This window comes from Vibrio sp. 10N.261.51.C6 (assembly GCF_041471785.1).
In the GTDB taxonomy this organism is placed as follows: domain Bacteria; phylum Pseudomonadota; class Gammaproteobacteria; order Enterobacterales; family Vibrionaceae; genus Vibrio; species Vibrio crassostreae_C.
This window is the reverse complement of record NZ_JBFRPB010000061.1, coordinates 1-26,860: the sequence shown is the minus strand read 5'-3', so window position 1 is coordinate 26,860 and position 26,860 is coordinate 1. Positions and strand designations below refer to the sequence as shown.

General features: G+C 43.5%; 28 protein-coding genes. 22 read left to right on the top strand and 6 right to left on the bottom strand.

Features of this window, described 5'->3' with window-relative positions:
* Positions 1-66: 66 nt before the first annotated feature.
* The 4 genes from rlmB (at position 67) to rplI (ending at position 2,305) form a co-directional block, all read left to right on the top strand.
* Positions 67-807, top strand: a complete 741-nt coding sequence (rlmB, locus tag AB4375_RS16345) for a 23S rRNA (guanosine(2251)-2'-O)-methyltransferase RlmB (RefSeq protein ID WP_017063180.1) — start codon at positions 67-69, stop codon at positions 805-807.
* A 277-nt stretch (positions 808-1,084) separates the two neighbouring features.
* On the top strand, positions 1,085-1,474 hold the full coding sequence (gene rpsF / locus AB4375_RS16340; RefSeq protein ID WP_004741278.1) for a 30S ribosomal protein S6: 390 nt from the start codon (positions 1,085-1,087) through the stop codon (positions 1,472-1,474).
* A 112-nt stretch (positions 1,475-1,586) separates the two neighbouring features.
* Positions 1,587-1,814: a 30S ribosomal protein S18 gene (rpsR, locus tag AB4375_RS16335; RefSeq protein ID WP_000090472.1), complete on the top strand. Its 228-nt coding sequence runs from the start codon at positions 1,587-1,589 to the stop codon at positions 1,812-1,814.
* Between the two features lie 38 nt (positions 1,815-1,852).
* Entirely contained in the window at positions 1,853-2,305 is a 453-nt protein-coding gene (gene rplI / locus AB4375_RS16330) for a 50S ribosomal protein L9 (RefSeq protein ID WP_372052023.1), read from the top strand.
* 179 nt (positions 2,306-2,484) lie between these two features.
* On the opposite strand, the gene AB4375_RS16325 is transcribed toward rplI, so the two are convergent.
* Positions 2,485-3,387 carry a DUF481 domain-containing protein gene (locus tag AB4375_RS16325; protein WP_372052022.1) on the bottom strand — a complete coding sequence of 301 codons (903 nt, stop codon included), beginning with the start codon at positions 3,385-3,387 and terminating at the stop codon, positions 2,485-2,487.
* A gap of 176 nt (positions 3,388-3,563) precedes the next feature.
* Between AB4375_RS16325 and AB4375_RS16320 the strand changes: the two genes are divergently transcribed.
* Genes AB4375_RS16320 through AB4375_RS16310 form a run of 3 tightly spaced genes read left to right on the top strand, consistent with a single transcriptional unit; the run spans position 3,564 to position 7,276 of the window.
* Positions 3,564-4,955 carry a replicative DNA helicase gene (locus AB4375_RS16320; protein WP_372052021.1) on the top strand — a complete coding sequence of 464 codons (1,392 nt, stop codon included), beginning with the start codon at positions 3,564-3,566 and terminating at the stop codon, positions 4,953-4,955.
* Positions 4,956-4,961: 6 nt separating this feature from the next.
* Positions 4,962-6,047, top strand: a complete 1,086-nt coding sequence (gene alr, locus AB4375_RS16315; RefSeq protein WP_017069039.1) for an alanine racemase — start codon at positions 4,962-4,964, stop codon at positions 6,045-6,047.
* Between the two features lie 23 nt (positions 6,048-6,070).
* Positions 6,071-7,276 (top strand): BamA/TamA family outer membrane protein, encoded by a 1,206-nt coding sequence (locus AB4375_RS16310; RefSeq protein WP_372052019.1) that lies wholly within the window; start codon positions 6,071-6,073, stop codon positions 7,274-7,276.
* 117 nt (positions 7,277-7,393) lie between these two features.
* Here AB4375_RS16310 and AB4375_RS16305 read toward each other — a convergent pair whose 3' ends face one another.
* Positions 7,394-7,813 (bottom strand): secondary thiamine-phosphate synthase enzyme YjbQ, encoded by a 420-nt coding sequence (locus AB4375_RS16305; RefSeq protein WP_017059938.1) that lies wholly within the window; start codon positions 7,811-7,813, stop codon positions 7,394-7,396.
* A gap of 326 nt (positions 7,814-8,139) precedes the next feature.
* On the opposite strand from AB4375_RS16305, the gene pgi reads away from it, so the two are divergent.
* Positions 8,140-9,792, top strand: a complete 1,653-nt coding sequence (gene pgi / locus AB4375_RS16300) for a glucose-6-phosphate isomerase (protein WP_017065622.1) — start codon at positions 8,140-8,142, stop codon at positions 9,790-9,792.
* A gap of 153 nt (positions 9,793-9,945) precedes the next feature.
* Here the strand turns inward: pgi and AB4375_RS16295 are convergent, their stop codons facing one another.
* Both AB4375_RS16295 and zur read right to left on the bottom strand, forming a co-directional pair.
* Positions 9,946-10,407 carry a chemotaxis protein CheX gene (locus AB4375_RS16295; protein ID WP_017059940.1) on the bottom strand — a complete coding sequence of 154 codons (462 nt, stop codon included), beginning with the start codon at positions 10,405-10,407 and terminating at the stop codon, positions 9,946-9,948.
* Between the two features lie 17 nt (positions 10,408-10,424).
* Positions 10,425-10,883: a zinc uptake transcriptional repressor Zur gene (gene zur, locus AB4375_RS16290; protein ID WP_017059941.1), complete on the bottom strand. Its 459-nt coding sequence runs from the start codon at positions 10,881-10,883 to the stop codon at positions 10,425-10,427.
* A 433-nt stretch (positions 10,884-11,316) separates the two neighbouring features.
* Between zur and AB4375_RS16285 the strand changes: the two genes are divergently transcribed.
* From AB4375_RS16285 to AB4375_RS16255, 7 genes are all read left to right on the top strand, one after another.
* Positions 11,317-11,526, top strand: a complete 210-nt coding sequence (locus AB4375_RS16285; protein WP_017059942.1) for a hypothetical protein — start codon at positions 11,317-11,319, stop codon at positions 11,524-11,526.
* Between the two features lie 24 nt (positions 11,527-11,550).
* Complete coding sequence (locus tag AB4375_RS16280; protein WP_102394619.1) at positions 11,551-12,705, top strand: hypothetical protein; 1,155 nt, start codon at positions 11,551-11,553, stop codon at positions 12,703-12,705.
* A 216-nt stretch (positions 12,706-12,921) separates the two neighbouring features.
* Complete coding sequence (locus tag AB4375_RS16275; protein WP_372052018.1) at positions 12,922-14,397, top strand: glycerophosphodiester phosphodiesterase; 1,476 nt, start codon at positions 12,922-12,924, stop codon at positions 14,395-14,397.
* Positions 14,398-14,440: 43 nt separating this feature from the next.
* Positions 14,441-16,804 (top strand): hypothetical protein, encoded by a 2,364-nt coding sequence (locus tag AB4375_RS16270; protein WP_372052017.1) that lies wholly within the window; start codon positions 14,441-14,443, stop codon positions 16,802-16,804.
* 85 nt (positions 16,805-16,889) lie between these two features.
* Positions 16,890-17,021, top strand: coding sequence for a hypothetical protein (locus AB4375_RS16265; protein ID WP_017059946.1), 132 nt, complete (start codon positions 16,890-16,892; stop codon positions 17,019-17,021).
* Positions 17,021-17,182, top strand: a complete 162-nt coding sequence (locus tag AB4375_RS16260; protein WP_372052015.1) for a hypothetical protein — start codon at positions 17,021-17,023, stop codon at positions 17,180-17,182. The genes AB4375_RS16265 and AB4375_RS16260 overlap by 1 nt, the downstream gene beginning before the upstream one ends.
* A gap of 154 nt (positions 17,183-17,336) precedes the next feature.
* Positions 17,337-18,320 carry a hypothetical protein gene (locus tag AB4375_RS16255; RefSeq protein ID WP_372052014.1) on the top strand — a complete coding sequence of 328 codons (984 nt, stop codon included), beginning with the start codon at positions 17,337-17,339 and terminating at the stop codon, positions 18,318-18,320.
* A 3-nt stretch (positions 18,321-18,323) separates the two neighbouring features.
* On the opposite strand, the gene AB4375_RS16250 is transcribed toward AB4375_RS16255, so the two are convergent.
* Positions 18,324-19,391: a tyrosine-type recombinase/integrase gene (locus AB4375_RS16250; protein ID WP_372052013.1), complete on the bottom strand. Its 1,068-nt coding sequence runs from the start codon at positions 19,389-19,391 to the stop codon at positions 18,324-18,326.
* Positions 19,392-19,495: 104 nt separating this feature from the next.
* On the opposite strand from AB4375_RS16250, the gene dusA reads away from it, so the two are divergent.
* From dusA to AB4375_RS16215, 7 genes are all read left to right on the top strand, one after another.
* Positions 19,496-20,500: a tRNA dihydrouridine(20/20a) synthase DusA gene (dusA, locus tag AB4375_RS16245; RefSeq protein ID WP_019822275.1), complete on the top strand. Its 1,005-nt coding sequence runs from the start codon at positions 19,496-19,498 to the stop codon at positions 20,498-20,500.
* A gap of 206 nt (positions 20,501-20,706) precedes the next feature.
* Positions 20,707-20,928, top strand: a complete 222-nt coding sequence (gene pspG / locus AB4375_RS16240) for an envelope stress response protein PspG (protein WP_372052011.1) — start codon at positions 20,707-20,709, stop codon at positions 20,926-20,928.
* Positions 20,929-21,063: 135 nt separating this feature from the next.
* Positions 21,064-21,732: a TIGR04219 family outer membrane beta-barrel protein gene (locus AB4375_RS16235; protein ID WP_136974911.1), complete on the top strand. Its 669-nt coding sequence runs from the start codon at positions 21,064-21,066 to the stop codon at positions 21,730-21,732.
* 192 nt (positions 21,733-21,924) lie between these two features.
* Positions 21,925-22,155, top strand: coding sequence for a hypothetical protein (locus AB4375_RS16230; RefSeq protein ID WP_004735813.1), 231 nt, complete (start codon positions 21,925-21,927; stop codon positions 22,153-22,155).
* A gap of 123 nt (positions 22,156-22,278) precedes the next feature.
* Positions 22,279-24,144, top strand: coding sequence for an assimilatory sulfite reductase (NADPH) flavoprotein subunit (locus AB4375_RS16225; protein ID WP_372052010.1), 1,866 nt, complete (start codon positions 22,279-22,281; stop codon positions 24,142-24,144).
* Positions 24,144-25,871 (top strand): assimilatory sulfite reductase (NADPH) hemoprotein subunit, encoded by a 1,728-nt coding sequence (gene cysI, locus AB4375_RS16220; RefSeq protein ID WP_372052008.1) that lies wholly within the window; start codon positions 24,144-24,146, stop codon positions 25,869-25,871. The genes AB4375_RS16225 and cysI overlap by 1 nt, the downstream gene beginning before the upstream one ends.
* A complete protein-coding gene (locus tag AB4375_RS16215; RefSeq protein ID WP_372052006.1) occupies positions 25,864-26,640 on the top strand; it encodes a phosphoadenylyl-sulfate reductase in 777 nt (258 codons plus the stop codon). The genes cysI and AB4375_RS16215 overlap by 8 nt, the downstream gene beginning before the upstream one ends.
* Positions 26,641-26,652: 12 nt before the next feature.
* On the opposite strand, the gene AB4375_RS16210 is transcribed toward AB4375_RS16215, so the two are convergent.
* A partial coding sequence (locus AB4375_RS16210) for a hypothetical protein (RefSeq protein ID WP_206361182.1) occupies positions 26,653-26,860 on the bottom strand: 208 nt, incomplete at its 5' end.

The window sequence follows — 26,860 nt, the reverse complement described above, 5'->3', positions numbered from 1 at the left end:
AACACAGAGAGGGATGCATCGGCATTGATGTCATTCTTCTCTGAGCAATAAGAGTAACTTGAGACAATGAGTAACGAATTTATTTACGGTATTCACGCGGTGAAAGCCGTACTAGAAAAAGATCCTGCACGTTTTATCGAAGCGTATGTATTGAAAGGTCGCCAAGACGAGCGTCTTCTTCCATTACTGAACCAACTGCAACAGTTTGGTGTGTCGATTCAACAGATGGGTCGTAAGCCGTTGGATGAAAAAGCACAAGGTGCGAATCACCAAGGTCTTATTGCTAAGGTGAAGCCTGCTAAGCAGCTTAATGAAACTCACCTAGACGATATCCTAGCGCAGCACGAACAGCCTTTGCTGTTAGTTCTAGACGGCGTAACAGACCCTCATAACCTAGGCGCTTGTCTACGTAACGCGGATGCCGCAGGTGTCGCTGCTGTTATCGTACCTAAAGATCGCTCTTCGCCGTTAACAGCAACGGTAAGCAAGGTTGCATGTGGCGCAGCTGAAACGGTTCCTCTCGTGCGCGTAACCAACCTAGCTCGCACAATGCGTGCACTGCAAGAGCAGGGCGTATGGTTTGTGGGTACGGCAGGTGAAGCAACGCATGATATCTATCAAGCGAAGCTAACGGGTCCTCTTGCGGTAGTTATGGGTGCAGAAGGTGACGGTATGCGTCGTTTAACTCGTGAAACTTGCGATGATCTGATTAAGATTCCAATGGCAGGTAGCGTATCGAGCTTAAATGTTTCTGTGGCGTCGGGTATTTGCCTGTTCGAAGCGGTAAGACAGCGTTTAGCTCAGTAATGCGTTAACGCTGCTTTAAGTCTATGAATTTATTAGCGCTCACCACTTGCTGGTGGGCGTTTCTTTTTAGGCTGTTATAGCAAAATCCATCGGTTTGTCGGATGGCTAGATGGCGACAGAAAAACTGTTTCATTATTCACCAAATAGCGCTTGCCAATACCGGGTTCTTTCTATAACATTTGCCGTCCTTAAAACTCGGTCATTTATCTTTAGTTCCTTGCTTCCTCTGGACGACCGGGCCACTCGTGGAAGCTAATAATCCGTAAGGAGCAACCAAATGCGTCATTACGAAATCGTATTCATGGTTCACCCTGATCAAAGCGAGCAAGTTGCTGGCATGATCGAGCGTTACACTGGTTCTATCACTGAAGCTGGCGGTACTATCCACCGTCTAGAAGACTGGGGTCGTCGTCAAATGGCTTACCCAATCAACAAGCTTCACAAAGCTCACTACGTTCTTATGAACGTTGAAGCTGGTCAAGAAGTGATTGACGAGCTAGAAACTGCTTTCCGTTTCAACGATGCAGTTCTACGTAACATGATCATGCGCACTAAAGGCGCTGTGACTGAGCAATCTATTATGCTTAAGCAAAAAGAAGAGCGTGCAGAGCGTGCTCCTCGTCGCGAAGAGCGTACAGAAGCTAAACCAGAAGCAGCTGCTGAGTAATTCTTTTTTGGCTTAACGCCTTAAAAAATTCTCAACTTGTTTTAGGTCATTGATAGTTATTTCGATAATTGTGAAAGACCGCTTTACTAAATTTAAGATCAGGAGATAGCCCATGGCTCGTTTCTTCCGTCGTCGTAAATTCTGCCGTTTCACTGCAGAAGGCGTACAAGAGATTGACTACAAAGACGTAGCAACTCTTAAAAACTACATCACTGAAGCTGGTAAAATCGTACCTAGCCGTATCACTGGTACAAGCGCTAAGTACCAGCGTCAACTAGCTCGCGCTATCAAGCGTTCTCGTTACCTAGCTCTACTACCGTACACTGACAAGCATCAGTAATCGGTAATAGTTAATAATAGTTTAAGAGGACTAAGATAATGCAAGTTATTCTACTTGATAAGATCGGTAACCTAGGTGGCCTTGGCGACCAAGTAAACGTTAAATCTGGTTACGCTCGTAACTTCCTTATCCCACAGGGTAAAGCAGTTATGGCAACTAAAGACAACGTTGCTATGTTCGAAACTCGTCGTGCTGAACTAGAAGCTAAAGTTGCTGAGCAACTAGTTGCTGCTGAAGCTCGTGCAGAGAGCGTTAACACTCTAGAAGGCGTTACAATCGCTTCTAAAGCTGGTGACGAAGGTAAACTATTCGGTTCTATCGGTACTCGTGACATCGCTGACGCTATTACAGCGGCAGGTGTTGCAGTAGCTAAGAGCGAAGTACGCCTACCTGAAGGCGCTCTACGTAACATCGGCGAATTCGAAGTAAGCATCCAACTTCACTCTGAAGTTTTTGCTACTGCGAAAATCGCTATCGTTGCAGCTGAGTAATTTCAGTACCAAGACGAATTCTTTCTTTTGAAAGTTTTAAACACCAGCTTCGGCTGGTGTTTTTTTATGTCTGGAATATAGGAAAGTACAAGGAAGGGCTACAGTAGGTAAAAAGCTTACGGTGATCCATAAGCTGTTATTGCTGAACAAGTTGTTCTCAGGTTAGAGGTGGCCTAAGATTAGAACTGGAAGAGCAAGTTGATCGATAGAACAGAGTCTTGTTTGCTTAAGCCTTCAGGCACTTTATCGTGGTACTGGCGAGAGTGAGCGATCTTCAGCGCGATATTGTCAGTAATATCGTTGATGGCTTCTAACTCAGTATCAAACTTTAGGTTACTGTGACCAGAGACAAGCGTCACGTCTGCCTTGAGCTGCAAATTCTTCAACACCTGCCATGACGTATTCACGTTGCCACGGAAAATTGCCTCTTCAACAATCTCTGGGAAGATGATGTCATCATCATCAATCTCATCAAGGTTCGGTTCTTGGTAACGAAAACCTGGTCCCACTTCGACTTCCAACACAAACTCTTCGGTATTCGAAAACTGGTAACCCAGACCACTCGAAATTGTGTAGTCCTTAAAGTAAGCACTGTATCTCGAGTCGACTCCTTTGAAACTGCCGTAAAGGTAGGTTTTAGGGCTTAACTTGTAGTCACTCTGAGCTGAGTAAGTCGATTGCCTTTTATCTTCTTCGCCATCTTTGTAGAGGTTGTAGTATTTCCATTCACCACTGGTTCTATGACGGCCAGCCGTGTACTCACCGTTAAGGCGTGCGTTAAGCGCTCGTGAATCAGAGTTACCAGTATGCGACTGATATCCAAATTCGACTTCCGTTTTTAGCGGGCTCGGTAGTTCTGTATCACTTGTATCACTCGGTGCGATATCCAACTCTTTTTCTTCAGGTGTCGGTGCAACGACGATCGGCTCAGCTGTAGTTTCTGGTACTACTATAGAGTCGAGAATAGAATCAACAGAGGTATTAGCATCAACAGAGTCTTTAGCATCATCAGCTAAGGCCATCGGAGCGCTCAGGAGACCAGTGCTTAGAATACCAGTGCTCAGAGCCAATAATTTGGACACGCATACCTCTAGTTATACAGTGAGTGAATGGCAGGATCGTAATGCTACCCTTGGTTAATTCCGTCAGCAATAGGTAAATTCTTCCTGAAGAATAAAACAAACTCATAGGATCGGATTACAAACGGATGTTCTTGGGTATAATGAACGATCATTATTAGTTATTGAGTGTAGTCATAGTGGATACCAAAAGTCAGAAACCAGCCAACGATCAGGTGGACGCCATCAAGGTCCCGCCACATTCATTAGAAGCTGAGCAATCTGTTATTGGCGGTTTGTTATTAGATAACGAACGCTGGGATACAGTTGCCGAAAAGGTTGTGGCCAAAGACTTTTATAGCCGTCCTCACCGTCTGATCTTTGAAGCGGTAAAGGATATCCTTGAAGAAAGTTCTCCTCTGGATCTTATTACACTCTCTGAACATTTAGAGCTGCGTGAGCAACTTGAAGAAGTGGGTGGCTTTGCTTACCTTGCTGACTTAGCGAAAAACACACCAAGTGCCGCAAACATCAATGCGTATGCGGATATCGTAGCGCAACGTGCACTTGTTCGTAGCCTGATTGGTGTCGCGAATGAGATTGCTGATTCTGGTTATGACCCTCAAGGTCGTACTTCGGAAGAGCTGGTTGATCTTGCTGAAAGTAAAGTCTTCGCGATTGCCGAAGGCCGTGCAAGTGAAAACGAAGGTCCACAAAACGTTGATAGCATTCTAGAGAAGACGCTAGAACGTATCGAGATCCTATACAAAACGCCGCAAGATGGTGTGACAGGTGTCGATACTGGCTTCAACGACCTCAACAAGAAAACAGCAGGTCTACAAGGCTCTGACTTAATTATTGTTGCTGCTCGTCCATCGATGGGTAAAACCACATTTGCGATGAACTTGTGTGAAAACGCGGCGATGAAGCAAGACAAACCGGTTTTAATCTTCTCGCTAGAGATGCCAGCCGAACAGCTGATGATGCGTATGCTTGCGTCACTTTCTCGCGTAGACCAAACCAAGATTCGTACTGGTCAGCTAGATGATGAAGATTGGGCTCGTATCTCGTCGAGTATGGGTATTCTTATGGATAAGAAGAATATGTATATCGATGACAGCTCGGGTCTAACGCCAACAGAAGTGCGTTCTCGTGCTCGACGTATCGCTCGTGAACACGATGGTATCTCTATGATCATGATAGATTACCTTCAATTAATGCGTGTACCTTCGTTATCTGATAACCGTACTCTTGAAATCGCCGAGATTTCTCGCTCATTGAAAGCGTTAGCAAAAGAGCTCAACGTTCCGGTTGTGGCACTTTCTCAGCTTAACCGTTCCCTAGAGCAACGTGCTGATAAGCGCCCAGTAAACTCGGATTTGCGTGAATCAGGTTCGATTGAGCAAGATGCCGATTTGATCATGTTCATCTATCGTGATGAGGTTTATAACCCAGATAGTTCCTTGAAAGGCATTGCTGAGATCATCCTTGGTAAGCAACGTAACGGTCCGATCGGTTCGGTTCGTCTTACGTTCCAAGGCCAACACTCCCGATTTGATAACTATGCAGGCCCTGCATTTGATGATGAGTAATCGCTAATGACTTACATGAAAGCGGCGACGGCGAGCATTGACTTAAATGCGCTCGAACATAACCTGAACCAGATAAAGTCGAAGGCTCCTCAGTGCAAGGTCATGTCTGTTGTGAAAGCCAATGGCTACGGACACGGCTTACTGCATATAGCCAAGCATTCAAAAAGCTCTGATGCTTTTGGTGTGGCGCGTATTGAAGAAGCGTTACAACTTCGTGCTGGTGGCATTGTTAAACCTATTTTGTTGTTGGAAGGATTTTACTCTTCGGGCGATTTGCCAATCTTGGTGACCAATAACATTCAAACGGTGGTGCATTGTGAAGAGCAATTAAGCGCGCTAGAGAATGCGGATTTGGAAACACCCGTTGTGGTATGGCTAAAAGTCGACAGTGGTATGCACCGATTAGGTGTTCGCCCTGAGCAATACCAAAACTTTGTTGAGCGTTTGCATCAATGTGCGAATGTTGCCAAACCTCTACGTTACATGAGCCACTTCGGTTGTGCTGATGAACTGGATAGAGCAACCACCGTTGAACAGACAGAGCTTTTCTTGTCGCTTACTGAAGGTTGTGAAGGGGAGCGTTCACTTGCTGCCTCTGCGGGTTTACTCGCTTGGCCAGACAGCCACCTTGATTGGGTTCGTCCGGGAATCATATCTTACGGTGTCTCTCCGTTTGTTGATAAATCAGCGCAAGAGCTTGGATTTTTGCCTGTGATGACCTTGACCTCACACCTAATTGCCGTTCGCGATGTGAAAGCCGGTGAAAGTGTGGGTTATGGCGGAAACTGGACCTGTGAACGTGATACCAAGGTTGGTGTTATCGCAATTGGTTACGGCGATGGTTATCCTCGCACTGCACCTAACGGCACCCCAGTATTCGTTAATGGACGAAAAGTACCAATCGCAGGGCGTGTGTCCATGGACATGCTAACAGTTGATCTAGGCCCTGATGCGGCAGATAAAGTCGGCGATGAAGCGACTCTGTGGGGTAAAGATTTACCTTCAGAAGAAGTGGCTGAACATATCGGCACTATCGCTTACGAGTTAGTCACTAAGCTGACTTCGCGTGTTGCGATGGAATATGTGAAGTAATCATGGATCTTGATAAGTAAATTATGTTCAAGCGAACGACTCGAAGCTGGCTAATGTCTGCAATGACATTACTCGGTGTCAGCTTTTCTTCTTCCGCTGCGAGTGAAGAAAAAGATTCAGCTTTTGTCCCTTTCTACTTCAGCACCGAAACCATGGGTAACACCTTTGGGGTTGCGGGTGTCGCAAAGGGTGTTTGGCAACCTCAAGCCGCTCTGTTTGGTATGGCACTCTATTCAGACAAAGACAGTTACGTCGGTTTTCTATCGGCTTTTAACTATGCCTTGTCTGAGAACGTATTGTTTAGCACTCAGATGTATCAAGCGCGCTTCAACGACAACCCGTATTACATTGGTTCTCAAGGCGATAATGATTCATCTATCGATGACAAAACCATTGCTGATGGCTTAGAGCAAAACTATCAGTTTGAGTTTAAGTATTTGCTACCTTGGGGCAACGTTGCAGAACACGGTTTACTCGGTGCTTTTCAGCCAATCAAAGATGTGAGCTTTGCTTCGCCAATCGAATCGGGTGTCAGTTCGATTCTATTTACGCCTTTTTATACTGCTCGTGAGTTGGAAGGTTTAAATAATACCGAGGAGGCAACAGGCTTTAGTTTGGCGTTTGATTGGGATAACCGTGATAGCACACGCAACCCGACCAGAGGTTCTCACACTAACCTTGAGTTCACCACTGGCGCAGAGAGTTGGTCTAACGATGACTTGTGGCTTAAGTGGACCTTCCAAAATAGCCAGTACTTTGCTTTAGGTCCTTTAGGGGACTTATTCGATCAACAAGTTTTAGCATTTGATTTCTATACCGCTGACACGCCAACGTGGGATAACTGCTCTGGGCAAGATTGTGCTCGCCCACCAGAAACGGAGCAAGCTCGATTGGGTGGCTTGTATCGTTTACGAGGTTATACCGGAGGTCGTTATCACGGTCGCTCTGCAGTTCATTATTCTGCTGAGTACCGAGTACTTCCTGACTGGCAACCACTTGGCGATATCCCACTGATAAACTACTACGATTTGCCTTGGTGGCAATGGGTAGCGTTTGCTGAATTAGGGCGCGTTGCCGATGAGTACGACATCAAAACACTGCACTCGGACATGAAATGGAGCTTAGGTGGCGCGGTGCGTTTCCAAGTGGAAGGTATTGTTGTACGTGCTGAGTTGGCGCGAGGTGGTGACGAAGGGGCCTTTAGGGTTATGATAAACCAGCCCTTCTAAACCTTTCGGCCTACAGTAGGCCAAATACTATTTTTATAAGAGTGGTCGTGGAAACACATCACTCTTTTTTATTAACAAGATATTGTTTTTATTAAGGAGATCTTGTTTTCAAGCAGTCTACTCACCTTGCATCGTAGCAATCACAGTTCGGCTTCCACCACAATCTCGGTGCTCTCCTAAGTAAATACCCTGCCATGTTCCTAAAGCTAAACGACCATTGCTAATTGGTATTGTCACACTGGTGCCAAGTGTCGATGCTTTAATGTGGGCAGGCATGTCATCATCACCTTCATAGGTGTGTCTGTAGTAGGGCGCTCGCTCTGGGACAAACTTATTAAAGTGCGACTCCATATCGGTACGGACGGTAGGATCAGCGTTCTCGTTTAGCGTGAGGCTGGCAGAGGTATGTTGGATAAAAAGATGTAATAAACCAACAGATAGAGAATTGATATCGTGTATCTGTTGTTCAATTTCATCAGTAATGAGATGAAATCCACGCTTTCGTGCATTTAGGTGTATAGTCTTCTGAATCCACATACGCCATCCTTTATAATGTATTTGGAAAAAAAGTGGTTTAACGCTATCTTTTGAACTTGAATTTATCAGGTATCGCTCACATTTAATTATGTTAGAGCTAGAGTCTGTACCGATTCTTCTGTCAGGAAATCTAATCCTGATTTATCTCAAGGTACAGCTCTTCATATGCGGCATAATACGTCGTGAAAAAAAATTACAAAGAATCTTTCAGTGGTGACGCGGTTTGGTCATCACAGAAAAATATAAACTTTCGCCTAATCGGGGGTTCTATTCATCACCCAGGTGACGTTTAGAATAAAACCTACAGTAACATCGGGATAGATACCATGTTGAAAAATATCAACCCAACGCAAACACAAGCGTGGAAAGCTCTAACGGCACATTTTGAGTCTGCTCAAGATATGGATATGAAAGAGCTGTTTGCTCAAGATGCAAAGCGTTTCGAGAGCTTTTCTACTCGTTTCGGTTCTGACATCTTAGTGGATTACTCTAAGAACCTTATCGATGCTGAAACTATGCAGCACCTATTTGCTCTTGCGAACGAGACTGAAGTTAAGTCTGCAATCGAAGCAATGTTCGGTGGTGATGCAATCAACAAGACTGAAGGTCGTTCAGTACTTCACACTGCTCTACGTAACCGTAGCGACAAGCCAGTAATGGTTGACGGCAAAGACGTAATGCCAGCAGTTAACGCTGTACTAGCAAAAATGGAACTGTTCACACACCGCATCGTTTCTGGTGAGTGGAAAGGTTACACAGGTAAAGAGATCACTGATGTTGTAAACATCGGTATCGGCGGTTCGGATCTTGGTCCATACATGGTGACTGAAGCACTAACGCCATACAAAACTCGCCTAAACATGCACTTCGTTTCTAACGTAGATGGCACTCACATCGTTGAGACACTTAAGCCTCTTAACCCAGAAACAACGCTATTCTTAGTGGCATCTAAAACATTCACGACTCAAGAAACAATGACTAACGCGCACTCTGCACGTGATTGGTTCTTGGCTGAAGCGGGTGACAACGCACACGTAGCTAAACACTTCGCAGCACTATCAACTAACGCAACTGCGGTAGCTGAGTTTGGTATTGATACTGACAACATGTTCGAATTCTGGGACTGGGTTGGTGGTCGTTACTCACTATGGTCTGCAATCGGTCTTTCTATCTCACTATCTGTTGGCTTCGATAACTTCGTTGAGCTACTAGAAGGTGCTCACGAGATGGATAACCACTTTGCTTCAACTGAGTTTGAAAGCAACATTCCAGTAATCCTTGCGCTTATCGGTATTTGGTATAACAACTTCCACGGCGCTGAGTCAGAAGCAATTCTACCTTACGACCAGTACATGCACCGTTTTGCAGCTTACTTCCAGCAAGGCAACATGGAATCAAACGGTAAGTTTGTAGACCGTGAAGGCAACCCGGTAGAGTACCAAACAGGTCCTATCATCTGGGGCGAACCTGGTACAAACGGTCAGCATGCTTTCTACCAACTGATTCACCAAGGCACTAAGCTGATCCCATCAGACTTCATTGCTCCTGCTATCAGCCACAACCCAGCATCTGATCACCACCAGAAGCTAATGTCTAACTTCTTTGCTCAAACTGAAGCACTAGCATTCGGTAAGACAAAAGAGACAGTGGAAGCTGAATTCCTAGCGGCTGGCAAAACAGCTGAAGAAGTGGCTGAGCTTGTACCTTTCAAAGTATTTGAAGGTAACCGTCCAACGAACTCTATTCTTGTTAAGCAAATCAACCCTCGCTCTTTAGGTAACCTAATCGCGATGTACGAGCACAAGATCTTCGTTCAAGGCGTTATCTGGAACATCTTCAGCTTCGACCAATGGGGTGTAGAACTTGGTAAGCAACTAGCAAACCAAATTCTTCCAGAGCTTGCTGACGATGCTCAAGTAACGTCTCACGACAGCTCAACTAACGGTCTAATCAACGCATTTAAAGCGCTTAAAGCTTAATTGAGTTGATAGCACCAAAAAAACGCCAACCTTCGGGTTGGCGCTTTTGTATCTGTATAGCAAGCATTGGTTAAATCGCAGGTAATAAAAAAGGCTGGCATGATGCCAACCTTCTTTGATTTGATACTCAGTACTGCTAGAAATAAACAGCTGTTATTCGAAACAGATCTCGATGAAAGCATTACCCCATTGAGATGAGAAAGGCATGATGATGATTGCCCCATCACACTTGTGACGAATCGTATGACCTTTACCGGAAACCACGATTGGTGTTGCCATATCGAAGTCAAAACCGCTTTCCGCAAGAATACGTTTCGCACCGCCAGTCACCATGTTAGTGATTTCACCCACCATATCGGTCACTTCTTCGTTGAGGCCGTTTGGTCGTTCACCAAGCATGTTTTCCATGATTTCGAGAGCGAGACCTTCATCAAAGGTGATCGACATAGAGCCACGAGATTGTGTACCCACCATACCAATTAGGCCGGATACATCACCACGAGCGATTTCATCTTTCTTAACTCTCGGTTTTTGTGGCTTCAATTCTAGAGAAGCCATCGTTTTTAATACGTTCATCAAAGAAGCTAAAAACGGGTTTACAAATTCAGCGCGCATAATGTTCTTCTATAATCTTATTCTTTCATCTCGGAGGAGCAAGATTGGCAAATGCCATGCGATTCAATGACATGATTCGTCAATTGAAAGCCATGCTTCTCAGCGTTACTGGCGAGTAGGGTGACAAGCGCATCGTCCTGCAGTTCTATCACAGTGCCACATTTATCGCAGATCAGTAGTTGGGAGAAATGTTTGTTGGCATTGCAAGAGCAGCAGCATATGAAGCTATTGGTTGACTCAACTCTGTGAATGAAACCTTGCTCCAACAAGAAATCCAAAGCGCGATATACTGTAGGTGGCTTGGCTTGCGGTTCACTGACTTTCAACTGCTCTAATAATTCATAAGCACTGGAGGCTTTTTTATTAGAGAGGATGAGCTCAAACACTCGCTTTCTTTGAGGTGTTAATCTAACGCCTCGCGATGCGCATATCCCTTCAACTTGCTCTATTAATGTGTGGTCCAAATTTTTCACCATTCAATCGGACATCCCTAATCAAACCTTATTTCTAGGTTACTACGTTTTGGGAGCCAATGATTTCTATTAAAGTCAGGTACAGAGCGTATTGTGACCCACGACTTTGAATAAGACAAGGTAACTCAAAATGACAGTGTGACTCAAGGCATAACTGATTAATGAGGTTGAATTAGAGATCTGGTGAATGGGTTTATAAAAAAGTATGAGGTAAAGTTGATATGACATCTTCATTTGAGTTCAATTTAGCTCAATTAATTTTTCTTACAATAATGTGCTGTTTTAAATCACATTTCTTATCGCATATTGTTCCTTATTCGCTAAAATCGATGCCTAATATAGACTAGAAGAAGACTATTGACCCCTCCTGTCAACATGAGCTTGTCATGGTGTATTGGAGTTTTAGTCTTTAATTTCAAATTCTTGGAGTTAAGCTGTGGAGCAAGTAAACAAAGAATCATTTCTGAAACTGTTGTCCATCTATAATCAAAGAGAAAAACGTTATCAACAACGTTTGGATGACTTTAAGGCCATGAGGGATAAGCTTGAAGAAGTGGAAGAACCAAGAGTTAAAAAAAATGAGCTATACATCAAACTGGCTATAGCCGCAGCTATTATTTTAGTCATCGCCTTTATCTTTATTTAAGTCGTCAAATTGGAAGGGAATAAAATGAAAAAGCATTTTGACGCTTTGGCTAAAGCTTCATTAGAAAGTAGTCATCTTAACCTTGGTGAATGGTATGAAAGCTATGGTTTAGCACTGCACTTATTCAAGTCTGATAGCAAAATTTACACAAAGGCGATGAAAAAGCGAGACGGTCATAAAAAGCACATTGCAAAATATATTGAACCTAAGTTACTCACCACGGAAGGAGTAACTGAGGAGTTTAAAAAAATAATGCGTTGGAAGACCTTTGTTGAACGATGGGACGCATATTACGAACCTATTGCAAAGCCTCAAGATCGCGTGCATCACTTGTCTGCAGTATTGGAGGCTTTGTCCGATGAAGATGTTCCACGAGCTTTAATCGAAATCGATAATTTGCCGGTTGACTACTTGATCAACGATACTTTTTGGGGCGAGGTCATTCTCTTTATCGTTGCCGCAAGATCAGGAGATCAAGAGCAGGCCCGATCAATAACGCAAGGACTGTACAACATGGCGCAGAGCGATCACAACACAGCGTTACTTAGCCATTTGTTACCAGCTTTATGTAAGAAATATTTAGATGAAGAGTATTATCCATGGCAAATGAAGGCTCGTGTAGTGAACTGGAATGGAGAAACTTATCATTGTGTTCCGGTATTAATACACAACTTTGATGCTTTTGGTGGTCAAGAGTACATAAACCATACTCCTGTCAGACAACGTGCTCGCGTTGAAAGAAAACATAGCGTGGATTACGTGTATTCTACAGACCGTTATGGAAACCGAGGTCAAAGCATCGCGAGTGCGACTGCTAATGTTGGAATCGCCGTAGCGAGTGCGACAGGTAAAGTTATCGGCCATACTTTGCTTTTGGGCGCCGCAGGGGCGATATATCTAGCGTTAGCCGGTAAGATTCGAGTAAATCACTACAATAATTCCAATCATAAGATAGTCTTAAATCGTAAGACCGAGATGCCTGTCAATTCGTGTGGTTATATCGTGACTAAACAGAACAGTACTATTGAACCATGGCAGGATGAAGAGGGGAGCGAAAGCATAGACAATAGCTTTTCGTTTTTGAACTTCACAGATGGTTTGGCTTATCCATGTCGAAAGGGGTATGACATCCCAGATGAACAAGGGCTTATTCAATTATTATTTGATGAAATAATGTAATCATGATTTGTATTTATGAGTTTTTGAGCCTTTGCTTTCAATCAAATTAAACCATTAAATACGTCCACTCCAACAACATATCAACAATCGAAATCAATGGTTGGAGTCATCATATATTAGCACTTTGCGGTCTCCGTGCTTGGAGGCCGACTTTGTCGTGCTCAGCGTGTGAAACCCAGTTATGTCACATATAAGCTACCAACGGATAAGGATCTCATGTTTTCACCACCTTCACGTGTAACCACGCTTTCAAGAGGGCTGCTTGTCACTACTATTGCTCTTATTCAGGGATGTTCATCTACAGATAAAGTAACACCACCACAACCAACCTTGGAGCGAGGGCTTGGATTACCTGCAGATGCAAAACTAATCTCGAATCATAACTCAGCAGAGGGGCGAGAAATGTTTCGTGATATGCAGTTGGCGTTAAAATCGCGCAATCTTTATCAAACCATGGGAGGGGATATCTCTTACATCAAAGGACAGTGCCCTATTGATGTTATCGCCCACCGTGGCAGCTCTAATTATGCTGAAAACTCTCGTAATGCGATTCAAATGGCGGCGGTAAGTGGTTTTGATGGAGCAGAAATTGATGTGATGCTGACGCGTGATAAAGATTGGGTTGTACATCACGACATAGAAACAGGAAGAGCAACCGCTCGTAGTGATGGTAAGCGATATCGCGTGAGTCGTATGAAGAGTAGTGAGTGGAACTCTCTGAGTGGAAGGAGCCCTGACGGAACATTAGATGGGTATCGTCCCGCTTATTTCAATGAAGCCGTGAATGATTGGTACCATTACGCAACGATTGAACAACCCCTTAATATTGAAATAAAAACATCAGATGGCTCCATGGAAGATTTGTTTAAACTCGACGAAATGGCCAGACAAAGTCTCCCCTATAGAAACTATTTTTATTCATCAATGGATATGGACGTTCTGAAAAAAATGCGGGAAATCAATTCAAGTGTTTATCTTGGGTATGTATGGGAGCCTCATTCGGCGTCGGTTGCTCAGTTTAAGCGGGATGCAAAACGAGGCATGGGTTCTGATGATTATTATCAGAAAAATAAAAAGAATATCGATCGCGCCTTTGCTATGGAGGGGCGTTATCGTAAGCATAAGCCCAAACATTCCGCTAAAACGGTAAAACGAATACTTGGCCCCAATAGTGGATTACATGTTGATATAAGAAGTTACCGACAATATGCGACAATTTACAGCCGTGCGAAAGCGCAAGGCATGAAGGTGGTGACTTATACGATTAACGGAACGGATTACCACCAAGATCAATTGGTCTCGTTAGCTAAGGCAGGTCGACCTCTGCCAGATGAGGCGATCATGGATACCAGTAAGTTCTCTATTTGTCAGCAGCTTGCTCCACAGCTTGTCGTTCAATCAAATGGCTACCAACCCACAACGTTAGCAGGCGAAACCGTTGCTGGCCTACCCAATGACGCTGATTTTCACCGACTCTATGAACAAATAGATTACCTCAAAGATGGCCATTACATCACTAACCGAGGTCTCATTAGGAGTGTGTCATATTCCAAGCCTGCTAGCGTGAAAGGTGTGAAAAAAAGAACGCAAACAACGCAGAGCGCGAAGCCAGCAGTGCTGTTTGATATTCAAGATGAAGATTTAAATTTAAGTAACGATGCGATAACCATTTCGATGCCGACAGAAAAATGATGTTTGATGAGAACAGGGATAGACAAATTATGGAAGCGTTAAGATGAAACCAGTTCCTAGCCAGGACGTAATAACCACAAATAATAAGAAGCCGAAATGGTTGGCTGTTTTGTTGTTTTTTTGTTCACTTCTTTATCTTTTTCCTGAAGTCGCTTTCAACGCCAAGTTGGTTGAAATTGCGGGTGGAATCGATGTTAGTGATGCTCAATTACATAAAACGGAGCTATTTGGCCGAACCATCTCAGGGATCGGGGTGACTTTAATTGTTGCGGATTTTCTACTTAAAGGATGGCTGACCACGACGAAGTTTCGCGCTATTTCATCGTTGGTCGTGATTACAGCTTTGGTTTGGCCAACGGTTTTTTTTGGTCAAAAGGCGGTAATAGATAAATGGTTGATTGAACCGAGTAGTGCAAAGCAGAGACAGGAGGCTTTCTTTTCCTCTGTACTGCGATCTAGTTTAGCGATGAATGCGATTAATATCGAAGGGATCCCTTATAACTCAGAGGCGAGTACCGAGTCGTCAGAAATGACTTTTCTCGCTTTGATCGGTGGGTTGGTTTACAGCAATGATGCATTCTTAAGTCATATTGATGATAAGAAAGTTCAAATTTTGGATCGTTATATTCAAAATCGAGCAAACGCCAATTTCGATGAGCACTATGCGAACTATAAAGTATTACGGAGTGAAGTTCAGCAATCGTGGCATCAATATCAAAAACATGTTGGGGCGTATAATCAGACGGTAGAGTCTCGCCATCAAAAGGCCAATCAAGCGTGGGAAGAGGTCGAGTCGACCGTCGCGACGGGGTATCGTGATTATCAACAGGCGAGTAAGGCCTATTTAACGAGAGCAGAGGCGAGAGCACAAAGAGTTGCACAACCTATTTTTGACCTATTTGATGATAAAGAACGCTGTTATAAACGCAAAGGAAGCTCAAGAGCCAATTGTATCAGCCGCATTGAAGATCGCTATGAACGCTTATTAAAAGATAACTCGATTCCCCACCAACCGATGGATTATTGGTTAGAGAAAACCTTTCGACGAACGAAAGGTGAAACATCTTGGGGGGAAGCATTCGGTTCTCTAGGCTTATCAGTTATCCAAGCCGGTATTGAGCAGGCGACAGGGCAAGCTGGAGAAGCCATTCAAGATAAAACGTATACCAATAGTGTCGCTCATTACACACCACGAATACTGGCAGTGTGGCAAAAACAGTTCTTAAAAGAGACCGGTTATCCTATGGGAATCGACTCTATGTCGGAGTTTCGCTCCCACTCTACAACAGCAAGTAAGGTTCGTACTCAAGTTCATCGAAAGGGGATCCATTTAGACTCCAATTGGCAAATAAACCAAATTAGCGTGTTTAAAAATGCAGTCAGAAACAAAGTTATGAAGGACACCAAAGCTCGTTGGCATGCCGAGGCAAAGCAGCGGGGTTACGACATTGAACCGAACTTATCTTGGAATGATTTTCAAAAAGTAGCCGAAGTTCAGCAACAAATAAAGAATCGTATGGGCGAACGTTATTACGTCGAGCCCATGATGGCGACGTGGAATAATAAGCAATTTTACCAACAGGTTATTGTTCCAAATGTGAGGCGTGAGAGAGATTATTGGCTAGGTTATATTGAGGCGTCACGCGCTCAGTTTGCTGATGATGGCCCTTATGCTGAACAAGGCAAAGCGGCATTGCGTTCTATCATTGTGCCGCCAATATCAATGGGACTATCGCTATTTCTCGTTGTCCTAACGGTGTTTAAGCTGCCAGGAAAATTTATCGTGTTGATGAATTACCATAAACCACGGCCAGCACCGAACTTGAAGAGCAAGGCTCTGAATATAGGCAGCTCGTTTATCGTCATATTCGTTATTCTTGTTGTGCCTGTGAATGTATTTTCATCCAAGTACACTCAAACGGACTCAACGATTGGCTTTTTCTTAGAGCAAGTCAGTGACACACTATCTCCGTCGGCTTCTTATGCCGTTCGTTGGGTGATACATACTCAACCGTTGATTCATCCACTTGGCGCTCAAATAGACAAAAGTATGCGTATTACTGATGGGTTTTCTACCTCTTTGGAGCATTCGGTAGCGGAGTTGGATGGTGTTTTTGCTCGTTATTTAACTCAGCGTGCTGAGAGCGAACCGGTGAGTTCAGCTAAAAACAATAATGAAGCCCAAACGGAGTTTCCTATGTACATCAATTCAAATGCACAGAACCAACCGGGTTTTAAGGTTCGAATAATGAATATTAAGCCTAGGTACCAAGCCGGTATGCGATTGCCAGAGGGTAATTATGATGTTGAGCTCCGTGCCAATGGATACCAACCAAAGCGTTTATGGGTAAAGCACAGTAAAGGAAAAGCCTCTCACCGAATCGAACTTGAAAAGTTGGTTATTTAAGTCCGCGTCATAGAAAGTGAACAGAAGAAAATGATCTGCTCCTTCCACTAAAAAGGGTTTAGCGTTACTTGGCGCGGGAGCTGCTTTGGTAGCTGGTCACCCTGAACTTATCACCGCGAGCGTATCGGCAGACGGTGTTCAATTCGGTGGCATTATTGGCGCAAGTGCTCCCATAGTATTTGGCCTATGGGAAACCCTACGCAATGAGTTCAAGTAATGGCAGAATATCAAACACTAATAGTTGCAGTTGTCAGTGCCTTGTCGAGCGGTGTAGGTGTAGGGATTACACTCAAAACTGATGTTAAATGGCTGCGCTTGATGATGGAAAAGATGGATGAGCGTTTGACTCGGTTGGAAAATAAAAGCCCTAAGTCGTAGGGCTTTTTTGATTTAGGAACGTTGTTCTGACGTTTTCAGTTCTATCCAACCCTTAACCGAGTCTTTCATACTTATTTATACTACTGATGTATGAGTACTTTTTAGAAATGTGTTGTAGTAATATGTGTCTAGTTAAGTATTAAGGGATATCAAAATGAAAGAGCTGGTTTCAGCCTTGTCACAAGCAACAGCAAACAGACTTAAGGCGCCCATTTTAGGTGCGTTCATATTAGCTTGGTTGGCGTGGAATCATATCTATGTAATAGAGTTTTTCTTTAGTGAAAGCAAAGACAAGATAACGTTTGTTAAATCACTAGAGTTTCATTTGTTGTCTGATTTAGTCATTCCTGCAGTTATAGCGGTTTTATATACTTTTGGGTTGCCTTGGCTACAACACCAAGTCGATAAGTTGAAGTATAGCTTCATTGACGACAAACGTATTAGAGCAAAACATAGCCGAGATAAAAGTAAGTATGAAAGTCTTGGTGGGACTGCAAGAGCACAAGCGGAATGCAGTTTGGAATATCAAAAAGAAAAGTTAGGTCGAGATTTAGATCTGTGGGCAGAGCAACGTAATATTCTGAAAGGAAAAATAACTACTCTTAATGACGAAATTGCACACCAAACACAACTAAGACAAGACGCAGAAATTGCAACTAGTAATCTGCAATCTCAACTCGATTTTTCGAATGAAACCCAACAAAGTCAAGGCGAAGAACTTAAATCGCTAAAAGCTGAATTAGAAGACCTTCAAGAAAACAAAGAGAATCTTGAATCACACTATATTGAACTAAGACGTCAGACTAGAAACTTTAAGGGCATTTTGGAGCTGATTGCACAGTTGGATATCGACGAAACAAAAAGCTTGAGAGATCATTACTTAGATAACCCTAATTTCAGAGCACTAGCGCATGCAAAAGATATAAACAGCCCTGAGTATACGAATGAACTAGTTAAAAACGACCATGTAGTCAAAGCCGTGCTCGATAACCTCTTTAGCAGGAACGATGATAAGTTGAATGAAATACTTTCAAAAATGGGGTATGTGTATTCACCTAACCTCTCTTCACCTCAAATATCCATAAGTAGAGGAGAGCCTAGGCTACCACTTGACGATGTATATCAGTTGAAAGGCTAATTACTAAGCCCTTTTGTGTAACTTATGCGGAAATAATTGCGTGTATACTTGCCACAAAATGTTTAGATTTCTATGTCCAGTTACTTGGGCTACTTCTTCAATAGAGTAGCCCTTTTCAAATAACCGACTCGCTCCCTCTCTGCGTAAGTCGTGATACCTCAAATCTTCAATACCTAATTCGTTTCGTACTCGCTGAAAGCCTGCGCTGACACTTCGTGAATTGTATGGAAAAATCAGATCACCTTTATTTCGTTGCTTGAGTGCGATCTCGAATGATTCACCAAGTAACGGAACAATCATGTGATTGCCCTCTTTCTTCCTTGGGTCTTTTCTGTCTCTGACAAGTATTGTTTTATGTTCTTGGTTGAGATCTTCCCAACGCAGCTTGCACACTTCACCTATTCGCATACAAGTAAGAATGCTGAACTCAAGAATGTCGGTGAATGGGATTCGAGTTGTGCCGTTTGGCCGGAAAGACTCACGTTGTTCTAATCCAAGCTTTAAGAGTTTTAGTTCTTCAGAAGTTGGGCGACGTGTTCGTTTCTGACTCTTACCGACTAACCCCATATCAATCAGAACGGGTACGGCCTCATCAAATATCTGGTGATTGGTGTCGATGTTGAAGACAGGCTTAGACTTTTTCATTACAGAACGTAGGTAAGCAACATCATGATAAATCGTTGCGGGTTTGGCTCCTGCGCCTTTTCTATTTTTACAGTGCTCGATTAAGTCGCTAGTTCGTAGCTGATTACTCTCAATTTGGGCTATGTCGCAATCCCTAAGCATTTTAATAACGTAGCGTTTTGTTCGGCCTGTATTGTCCCAGAGATCACGCTCAGCCATGAATAAATCGAGGAGTACCAAAAGGGGGACTGTTTTTGGCTGATTGAGTACCCCTTGAGCTTCTAGTTCAGCTACCCTTTTTTTACCGAAAACTTTAGCGAGTGCTTTCTTTTTTAGAGTTTTGCTTTCCCTGTGTATAATGCGCGAATTCTTTTTAACGATGATTGTTACCTTGAACCTTGGTTCACCGCTTTTTAGCTTTCTGGTCTCGATGGTATAACTTGCCATTGTCCAACTCCTAAAGGGGTACTTGAGGGGTACTACAGGAAGTAATTCCGTTTAATTCTAGGTAATTCACTGTATGTTTGTACAGTATTAATTGAGACTGAATCATGACAAACACTAATAAAACCAGTAAATACGCTAGTAACCGACTTTCTGTTGCACCCATGCTCGATTGGACTGACCGCCACTGTCGTTACTTTCACCGTTTGCTTTCTCAGCAGACTCTTCTGTACACGGAAATGGTAACAACGGGCGCGATCTTACATGGTAAGGGCGACTTTCTTGAATATAACGAGCAAGAACATCCTCTTGCACTTCAACTCGGTGGTTCAAACCCGGTTGATCTTGCTGCTTGTGCCAAGCTTGCTGGTGAACGCGGTTATGATGAAGTGAATCTTAACGTAGGTTGCCCTTCAGACCGAGTTCAGAATGGTCGATTTGGTGCATGCTTGATGGCTGAGCCCGAGTTGGTGGCAGATTGTGTTTCAGCGATGAAAGAAGTCACTGATATTCCAATTACCGTGAAAACGCGTATCGGTATCGATGACCAAGACTCTTATGAGTTTCTAACTAAGTTTGTTTCGACGGTTTCTGAAAAAGGTGGCTGTGAGCAATTTACTATTCACGCGCGTAAAGCGTGGTTGAGTGGCCTTAGCCCGAAAGAGAACCGTGAGATCCCACCGCTAGATTACGATCGTGCATACCAAATCAAGAAAGATTTCTCTGATCTGGTGATTGCCGTGAATGGTGGCATTACGACTCTTGAGCAAACTAAGGAGCACTTGCAACACCTTGATGGTGTGATGATTGGTCGTGAGGCTTACCATAGCCCATTTATTTTGGCTGAAGTTGATCAACAGATCTTTGGTTTAGACACACCAATTAAGAAGCGCTCACAGGTTGTCGAAGAGATGTACCCGTACATCGAGCGTGAACTTTCAAATGGCGCAAGTTTAGGTCACATCTCTCGTCACATGCTTGGTTTGTTTCAAAGCATGCCTGGTGCAAGACAATGGCGTCGCTACATCAGTGAAAACGCACATAAGAAAGGTGCAGGTATTGAAGTGATGCAAACAGCATTGGCTAAGATCCCTAAAGAGCTAAATGTTTAAGCTCCCTCTAAGTTAAAAACTTAAGGTTAAATTCGCCACTAGAGGTTAAATTTACCACTATAAGTTTCCGAAAAGCCACGCATGAAGATGTGTGGCTTTTTATTTATCTGATAAATAAGGATTTTATAGGGTTGGCATACTTGGTATGGAAGCTGCAATGTTAGAAAGTAGGAAAGATAGGTCATTAACTCATTAGGGAGACCATTATGTTTGAATTAATATTTGTTCTTATTTTCGTTGCGACTCTACTTGTCACTGGTATTACGTTTATGACGGTATTGGCTGCAACCGGAGTGGCGTTATTAGTCATGTTGGTCTTAGGTATGATGGGGGCCGTGTTTAAGTTACTGCCTTGGTTGATCGTGATTGCAATCGGTGTGTGGTTTTTCAAAAACTTTGTACACAGTTCTAACCAAAGACGTTACTAAGATCATGGTGTCGTCAAATCTTTGATCGTCAGCGGTTTATCGTTTGAGAATTTAAGATGTGTGATAGAATTTTCCCCAATAATCTATGAATGTGCATACAATTAGCACAACGATATGGAATTGGAGCTATCTCAAATGAATAAAATGCCATTAATTGCTTTAGTGGGAATGCTATCTTTAAGCTCGGCAGTGTCTGCTGAAGAAGAGTTTTCTTACACGGCTAAAGTCGGTGCCGATATGTGGTGGGGAAGTACAAAGCTAAACGAAGTTAGACAAGATGATGACTCTAACTCACCTTCGTTGTATTTCGCATTTGAGCATAATGCCCCGATGCTACCAAACGCTAGCTTTCGCTATACTTCTGTTGATGCAGATTCATTGGCTTTCGATAAGTACGATTACACCTTCTATTACACGTTGTTAGATCACAAGCTGATGAACTTCGATGCGGGTGTGACGTTTACTCAGTATTCAAACTCGAATTACATCGAACCGAAAACGGGTGGCGCTCAAACAAGCTTTGATGAATTCACTTGGAGCTTCTACGGCAACGCAGAGATCAACGTTCCTGAGACCAATTTCGATATCATCGGTACGATGGAGTTCGGTGATAGCAGTGGTATTAAGAGCACGGATTTGATGGCAGGTGTTCAGTACCGAATTCCAGTATCAGAATCTGAAATTGCCCTGCGTGGTGGTTACCGTGTTATCGATTTAGATTCGGATGAGTTCTTTAGCTCAGAACTAGGCAAGAGCTTTGTCATGGTCGATGGTTGGTTTGCTGGTGCTGAAGTGCGCTTCTAGGCCATATAAAGCAAATTTAGAACGAATTTTAAGAACGCCACTTTATTAAGTGGCGTTTTTTTATATCTATTGATTATATCTTTCTGGAATTAGTTAGCACATTCATCACTTTCGACCATCCTTAATACAGAGAGCCAATTTGCGTCTATTCTTATAAGGTCTATGTAGTGAGGTCAAAGCAAGGGATGGAATATGACACTCAATGAATTACGAAATTTATATAGAGAAAACCTGTTAGTTGAAGCCATCATAGAGCCCTCAATTCAAGAAGGGTCTTGGGTTGTGGAGTTTCGTCATATGGGTGGTGGCTTTGTTCTGCTTACTGATGTTCATGGTGAAGAATGTCATTACGCGGATTTAGACTTGGCATCTAAATCGGCAATGGCGGTTGGCTTTCAGCAAGTACGCATTGAAAACCAGTAAGACAATTTACGTTTCAATCGGTTTTTACTTCCAAAAAGTTATAAAACATACTTTTCTATTCTTTCTTGTTATTAAAAGGAGTGGTTAATCTATCGTCACGCAATGATTAGGGATGTCGTGACCATGTCTTTAAATAAGAAAGAGTCTTCACAAAACAATAATGCACAGTCTGGGGCTAATGAGTTACCTGGGCTAGCAGCACCACTTAATGACCAACAATTGGGTCATCTTCAGCAAACTGTTTCTGAACTGTCTTCACAACAACTGGCATGGGTCAGTGGTTACCTTTGGGGAGTGAGCCAAGCTCAGCCTGTCGGTGCTGCTGCGCCAATCGCTCAAGCGGCCGCTGCAGTAGCGGCTAAGCCAGCGGGTAAGCTCAGCATTATCTTCGCTTCTCAAACCGGTAATGCGAAAGGCGTCGCTGAATCGCTAGAGGCAGAAGCAAAAGCCTTAGGTATTGCTGTCGAGCTTTTCGATGCAAGTGATTATAAAGGTAAGAACCTAGCCAAAGAGACACACGTCATTTTTGTGGCTTCAACCAATGGTGAGGGCGAAGCCCCTGATAACGCTATTGAGTTGCATGAATTCCTACAATCGAAGAAAGCGCCAAAATTATCAAACCTACAATACGGTGTGATTGGTTTAGGTGACTCAAGCTATGAGTTCTTCTGCCAAACGGCTAAAGACTTCGATAGCTTCCTCGCTAAGCTTGGTGCTAAATCGTTTGTCGACCGTCTTGATTGTGATGTTGATTACGAAGAATCAGCAACGGAATGGCGCGCTAAAGCGTTATCACAAGTTCAAGAAACGCTATCGACAGGTGCCGAGGCTGATATCGTTCAGTTACCAGTAGGCCAAGCAGCTGCCGGTCATTCGCAATACACCAAACAAAATCCATATACAGCGACACTATTAACCAGTCAAAAGATCACGGGTCGTGACTCGGGTAAAGATGTTCGTCATATCGAGATTGATCTTGATGAGTCGGGCATTACCTACCAACCCGGCGATGCGCTAGGCGTATGGTATGAAAACAGTTCAGAACTCGCAAATCAGATTCTTTCTAAGGTTGGGTTATCGGGTATCGAAAGTGTCGATGTCGATGGTGAGAATCTATCTATCCATAGTGCGCTAGTGAGTAAATTTGAGATTACCACTTCAAACCCTCAACTTGTGACTAAGTTTGCTGAGTTATCGGGCAGCAAGAAGTTAATCAAGCTGGTGGAAGATAAAGACAAGCTTCGTGAATACGCGGGTAATACTCAAGTTGTCGATGTTTTAGCTGAGAAGAAAACTAAGCTATCGGCTGATGAGTTAATTGGCCTGTTACGTAAGCTGACACCGCGTCTCTATTCTATTGCATCAAGCCAAGCAGAAGTAGATGAAGAAGTTCACTTGACGGTTGGTTTGGTTGAATACCAAAAAGGCGAAGAGTCTCGTTTAGGCGGAGCTTCTAGCTTCTTAGCTCAACGTCTTGAAGAAGGCGGTGAAGTGAAGGTGTTTGTTGAGAACAACAATAACTTCAAGCTGCCACAAGACGACAACACACCAATCATCATGGTCGGCCCGGGTACCGGTATCGCACCGTTCCGCAGTTTTGTTCAAGAGCGTGAAAACAATGATGCTGAAGGAAAAAGCTGGTTGTTCTTTGGTGACCGTACCTTTACTCAAGATTTCTTATACCAAGTTGAATGGCAAAAGTACCTCAAGTCTGGCGCGCTAACTAAGCTCGATGTTGCCTTTAGCCGTGACCAAAAAGAAAAGGTTTATGTTCAGGACCGTTTAATCGAACAAGCAGAGCAGGTGTGGCAATGGCTGCAAGAGGGCGCGTACCTCTATGTCTGTGGCGATGCGACTCGAATGGCTAAAGATGTTCATGAAGCGTTAGTTTCGATAGCGGAAAAGCATGGCAACCAGAGCCGCGAGCAAGCTGAACAATATATTAATGATTTACGTAAAGCGAAACGTTACCAAAGGGATGTGTACTAATGAGCAAGCAAGTAATAGAGCAAGAAGTGCTAGGTCAAGTACTTGGACCTTTGGCTGACAATGAGCGTCTTAAGCGTGAAAGTAATAACCTACGCGGTACGATTGAACAAGATCTCCAAGACCGCATAACAGGTGGCTTTACTGCTGATAACTTTCAGTTGATTCGTTTCCACGGTATGTATCAACAAGACGACCGTGATATTCGTAACGAACGTAACAAACAAAAGCTCGAACCGTTACATAACGTCATGCTTCGTGCTCGTATGCCTGGTGGCATCATTACCCCTAAGCAGTGGTTGGCGATTGATAAGTTCGCAGACGAAAGTACCTCTTACGGTTCAATTCGTCTAACAACTCGTCAAACGTTTCAGTTCCACGGTGTCTTGAAGCCGAACATTAAGTTGATGCACCAAACGCTAAATAGCATTGGCATTGATTCAATTGCGACAGCGGGTGATGTAAACCGAAATGTTCTATGTACGACAAACCCGGTTGAATCTGAACTTCATCAAGAAGCTTACGAGTGGGCGAAAAAGATCAGTGAACATCTATTACCGAAGACTCGTGCTTATGCAGAAATCTGGTTAGATGGTGAAAAACTAGAAACAACGGATGAAGAACCTATCCTTGGTAGCAACTACCTACCGCGTAAGTTCAAGACGACGGTTGTCATTCCTCCGCAAAATGATGTGGACGTCCATGCTAACGATCTTAACTTTGTTGCTATTGCTGAAGACGGAAAGCTGGTGGGCTTTAATGTGTTAGTCGGTGGCGGTCTTGCTATGACACATGGTGATACCTCTACTTATGCACGTAAAGCTGACGACTTTGGTTTTGTGCCATTAGATAAAACGTTAGATGTAGCAGCGGCGGTGGTAACGACTCAGCGTGACTGGGGTAACCGTTCAAACCGTAAGAATGCAAAAACCAAATACACACTAGACCGTGTTGGTATTGATGTATTCAAAGCAGAAGTAGAAAAGCGTGCAGGCGTAGAATTTTCTGAAAGCCGTCCTTATGAGTTTACTGGCCGTGGTGATCGCATTGGTTGGGCGGAAGGCATTGATGGTAAGCACCACTTGGCGTTATTCATCGAGAATGGTCGTTTACTTGATTTTCCGGGTAAAGCTCTGAAAACAGGTGTTGCTGAAATAGCGAAGATCCACAAAGGTGACTTCCGCATGACTGCAAACCAAAACCTAATTGTTGCGGGTGTGTCGACGAGTCAAAAGGCCAAGATTGAAAAACTGGCGCGTCAATATGGCTTGATGGATGATGCTGTTTCAGAGCAACGTAAAAACTCAATGGCGTGTGTGGCTTTCCCAACATGTCCTTTAGCAATGGCAGAAGCTGAGCGCTTTCTTCCTGAGTTTGTAACGGATGTTGAAGACATTCTGAAAAAACATGGATTACCAGAAGAAGATAACATCATCCTTCGAATCACAGGTTGTCCAAACGGTTGTGGTCGTGCAATGTTGGCTGAACTTGGTTTAGTGGGTAAGGCTCCGGGGCGTTACAACATGCACCTAGGTGGCAACAAGGCCGGAACTCGTATCCCTAAGATGTATAAAGAGAACATCACTTCAGCTCAGATCTTAGAAGAGATTGATTCGCTGGTGGGACGTTGGGCTACGGAACGTAACGACAATGAAGGGTTCGGTGATTTTACAATCCGAGCTGGCATCATCGAAGAGGTGATAATTTCAAAGAGGGATCTGCATGCATAATTCTGTCGCTTCAAAACTGAAGTTAGCAGAGCTACTCGCATTGACTAAGACGGAGCAAATACTTCGTCTTGGACAAATCAACGCAGAGTTAGAGCAGCTAACCGCATTAGAAAGAGTTAAGTGGGCTTTAGATAATTTAGAAGGGACACATGTTGTGTCTTCTAGTTTCGGAATCCAAGCAGCATTGATGTTGCACCTAGTGACCCAAGCAAAACCAAATATTCCGGTTATTTTGACTGACACAGGGTATCTATTTCCGGAGACCTATCGCTTTATTGATGAGTTAAGTCAGAAGTTGACTCTAAACCTTCAAGTCTTTCGCGCCCAACAGAGCCCTAATTGGCAAGAAGCGCAATATGGAAAACTTTGGGATCAAGGTATAGAAGGGATAGAGAAGTACAACAAGCTTAATAAAGTTGAACCGATGAGAAGAGCGTTGGATGAGCTCGAGGCTGGGACATGGTTTTCCGGTTTAAGAAGAGAGCAATCTCAATCGCGTGCAAATTTGCCAATCTTATCTATCCAAAATGGTGTGTTTAAATTTTTGCCGGTAATCGATTGGACGAATAAAGATGTTCACTATTACCTAGAAGAGCATGGTCTCGGTTATCACCCGCTTCGAGAGCAGGGTTACCTTTCTGTTGGAGATACACATACAACTAAGAAGTGGGAACCGGGTATGACTGAAGAGGAAACTCGTTTTAATGGGTTGAAACGCGAATGTGGTCTCCATGAAGATGATGGAGAGCAATATGGTTCTGGGATTTAGACTCGTTGCCATTTAAAAAGCTGCCATGAGGCAGCTTTTTTGTTTTCTAGGATGAAAATCAGAGCAATTGTGGATAAGTCTGTGGTTATTTTGTAAGTACTCTGTAGTTAAACTTGCACAAATAAGGCTTTGAGTGTTTATTCGCCATGTAATCGTTATTTTTGCATCTTTCTTTAATAAACACTTGCCAATGTGATGAACATCTCTATAATGCCGCCTC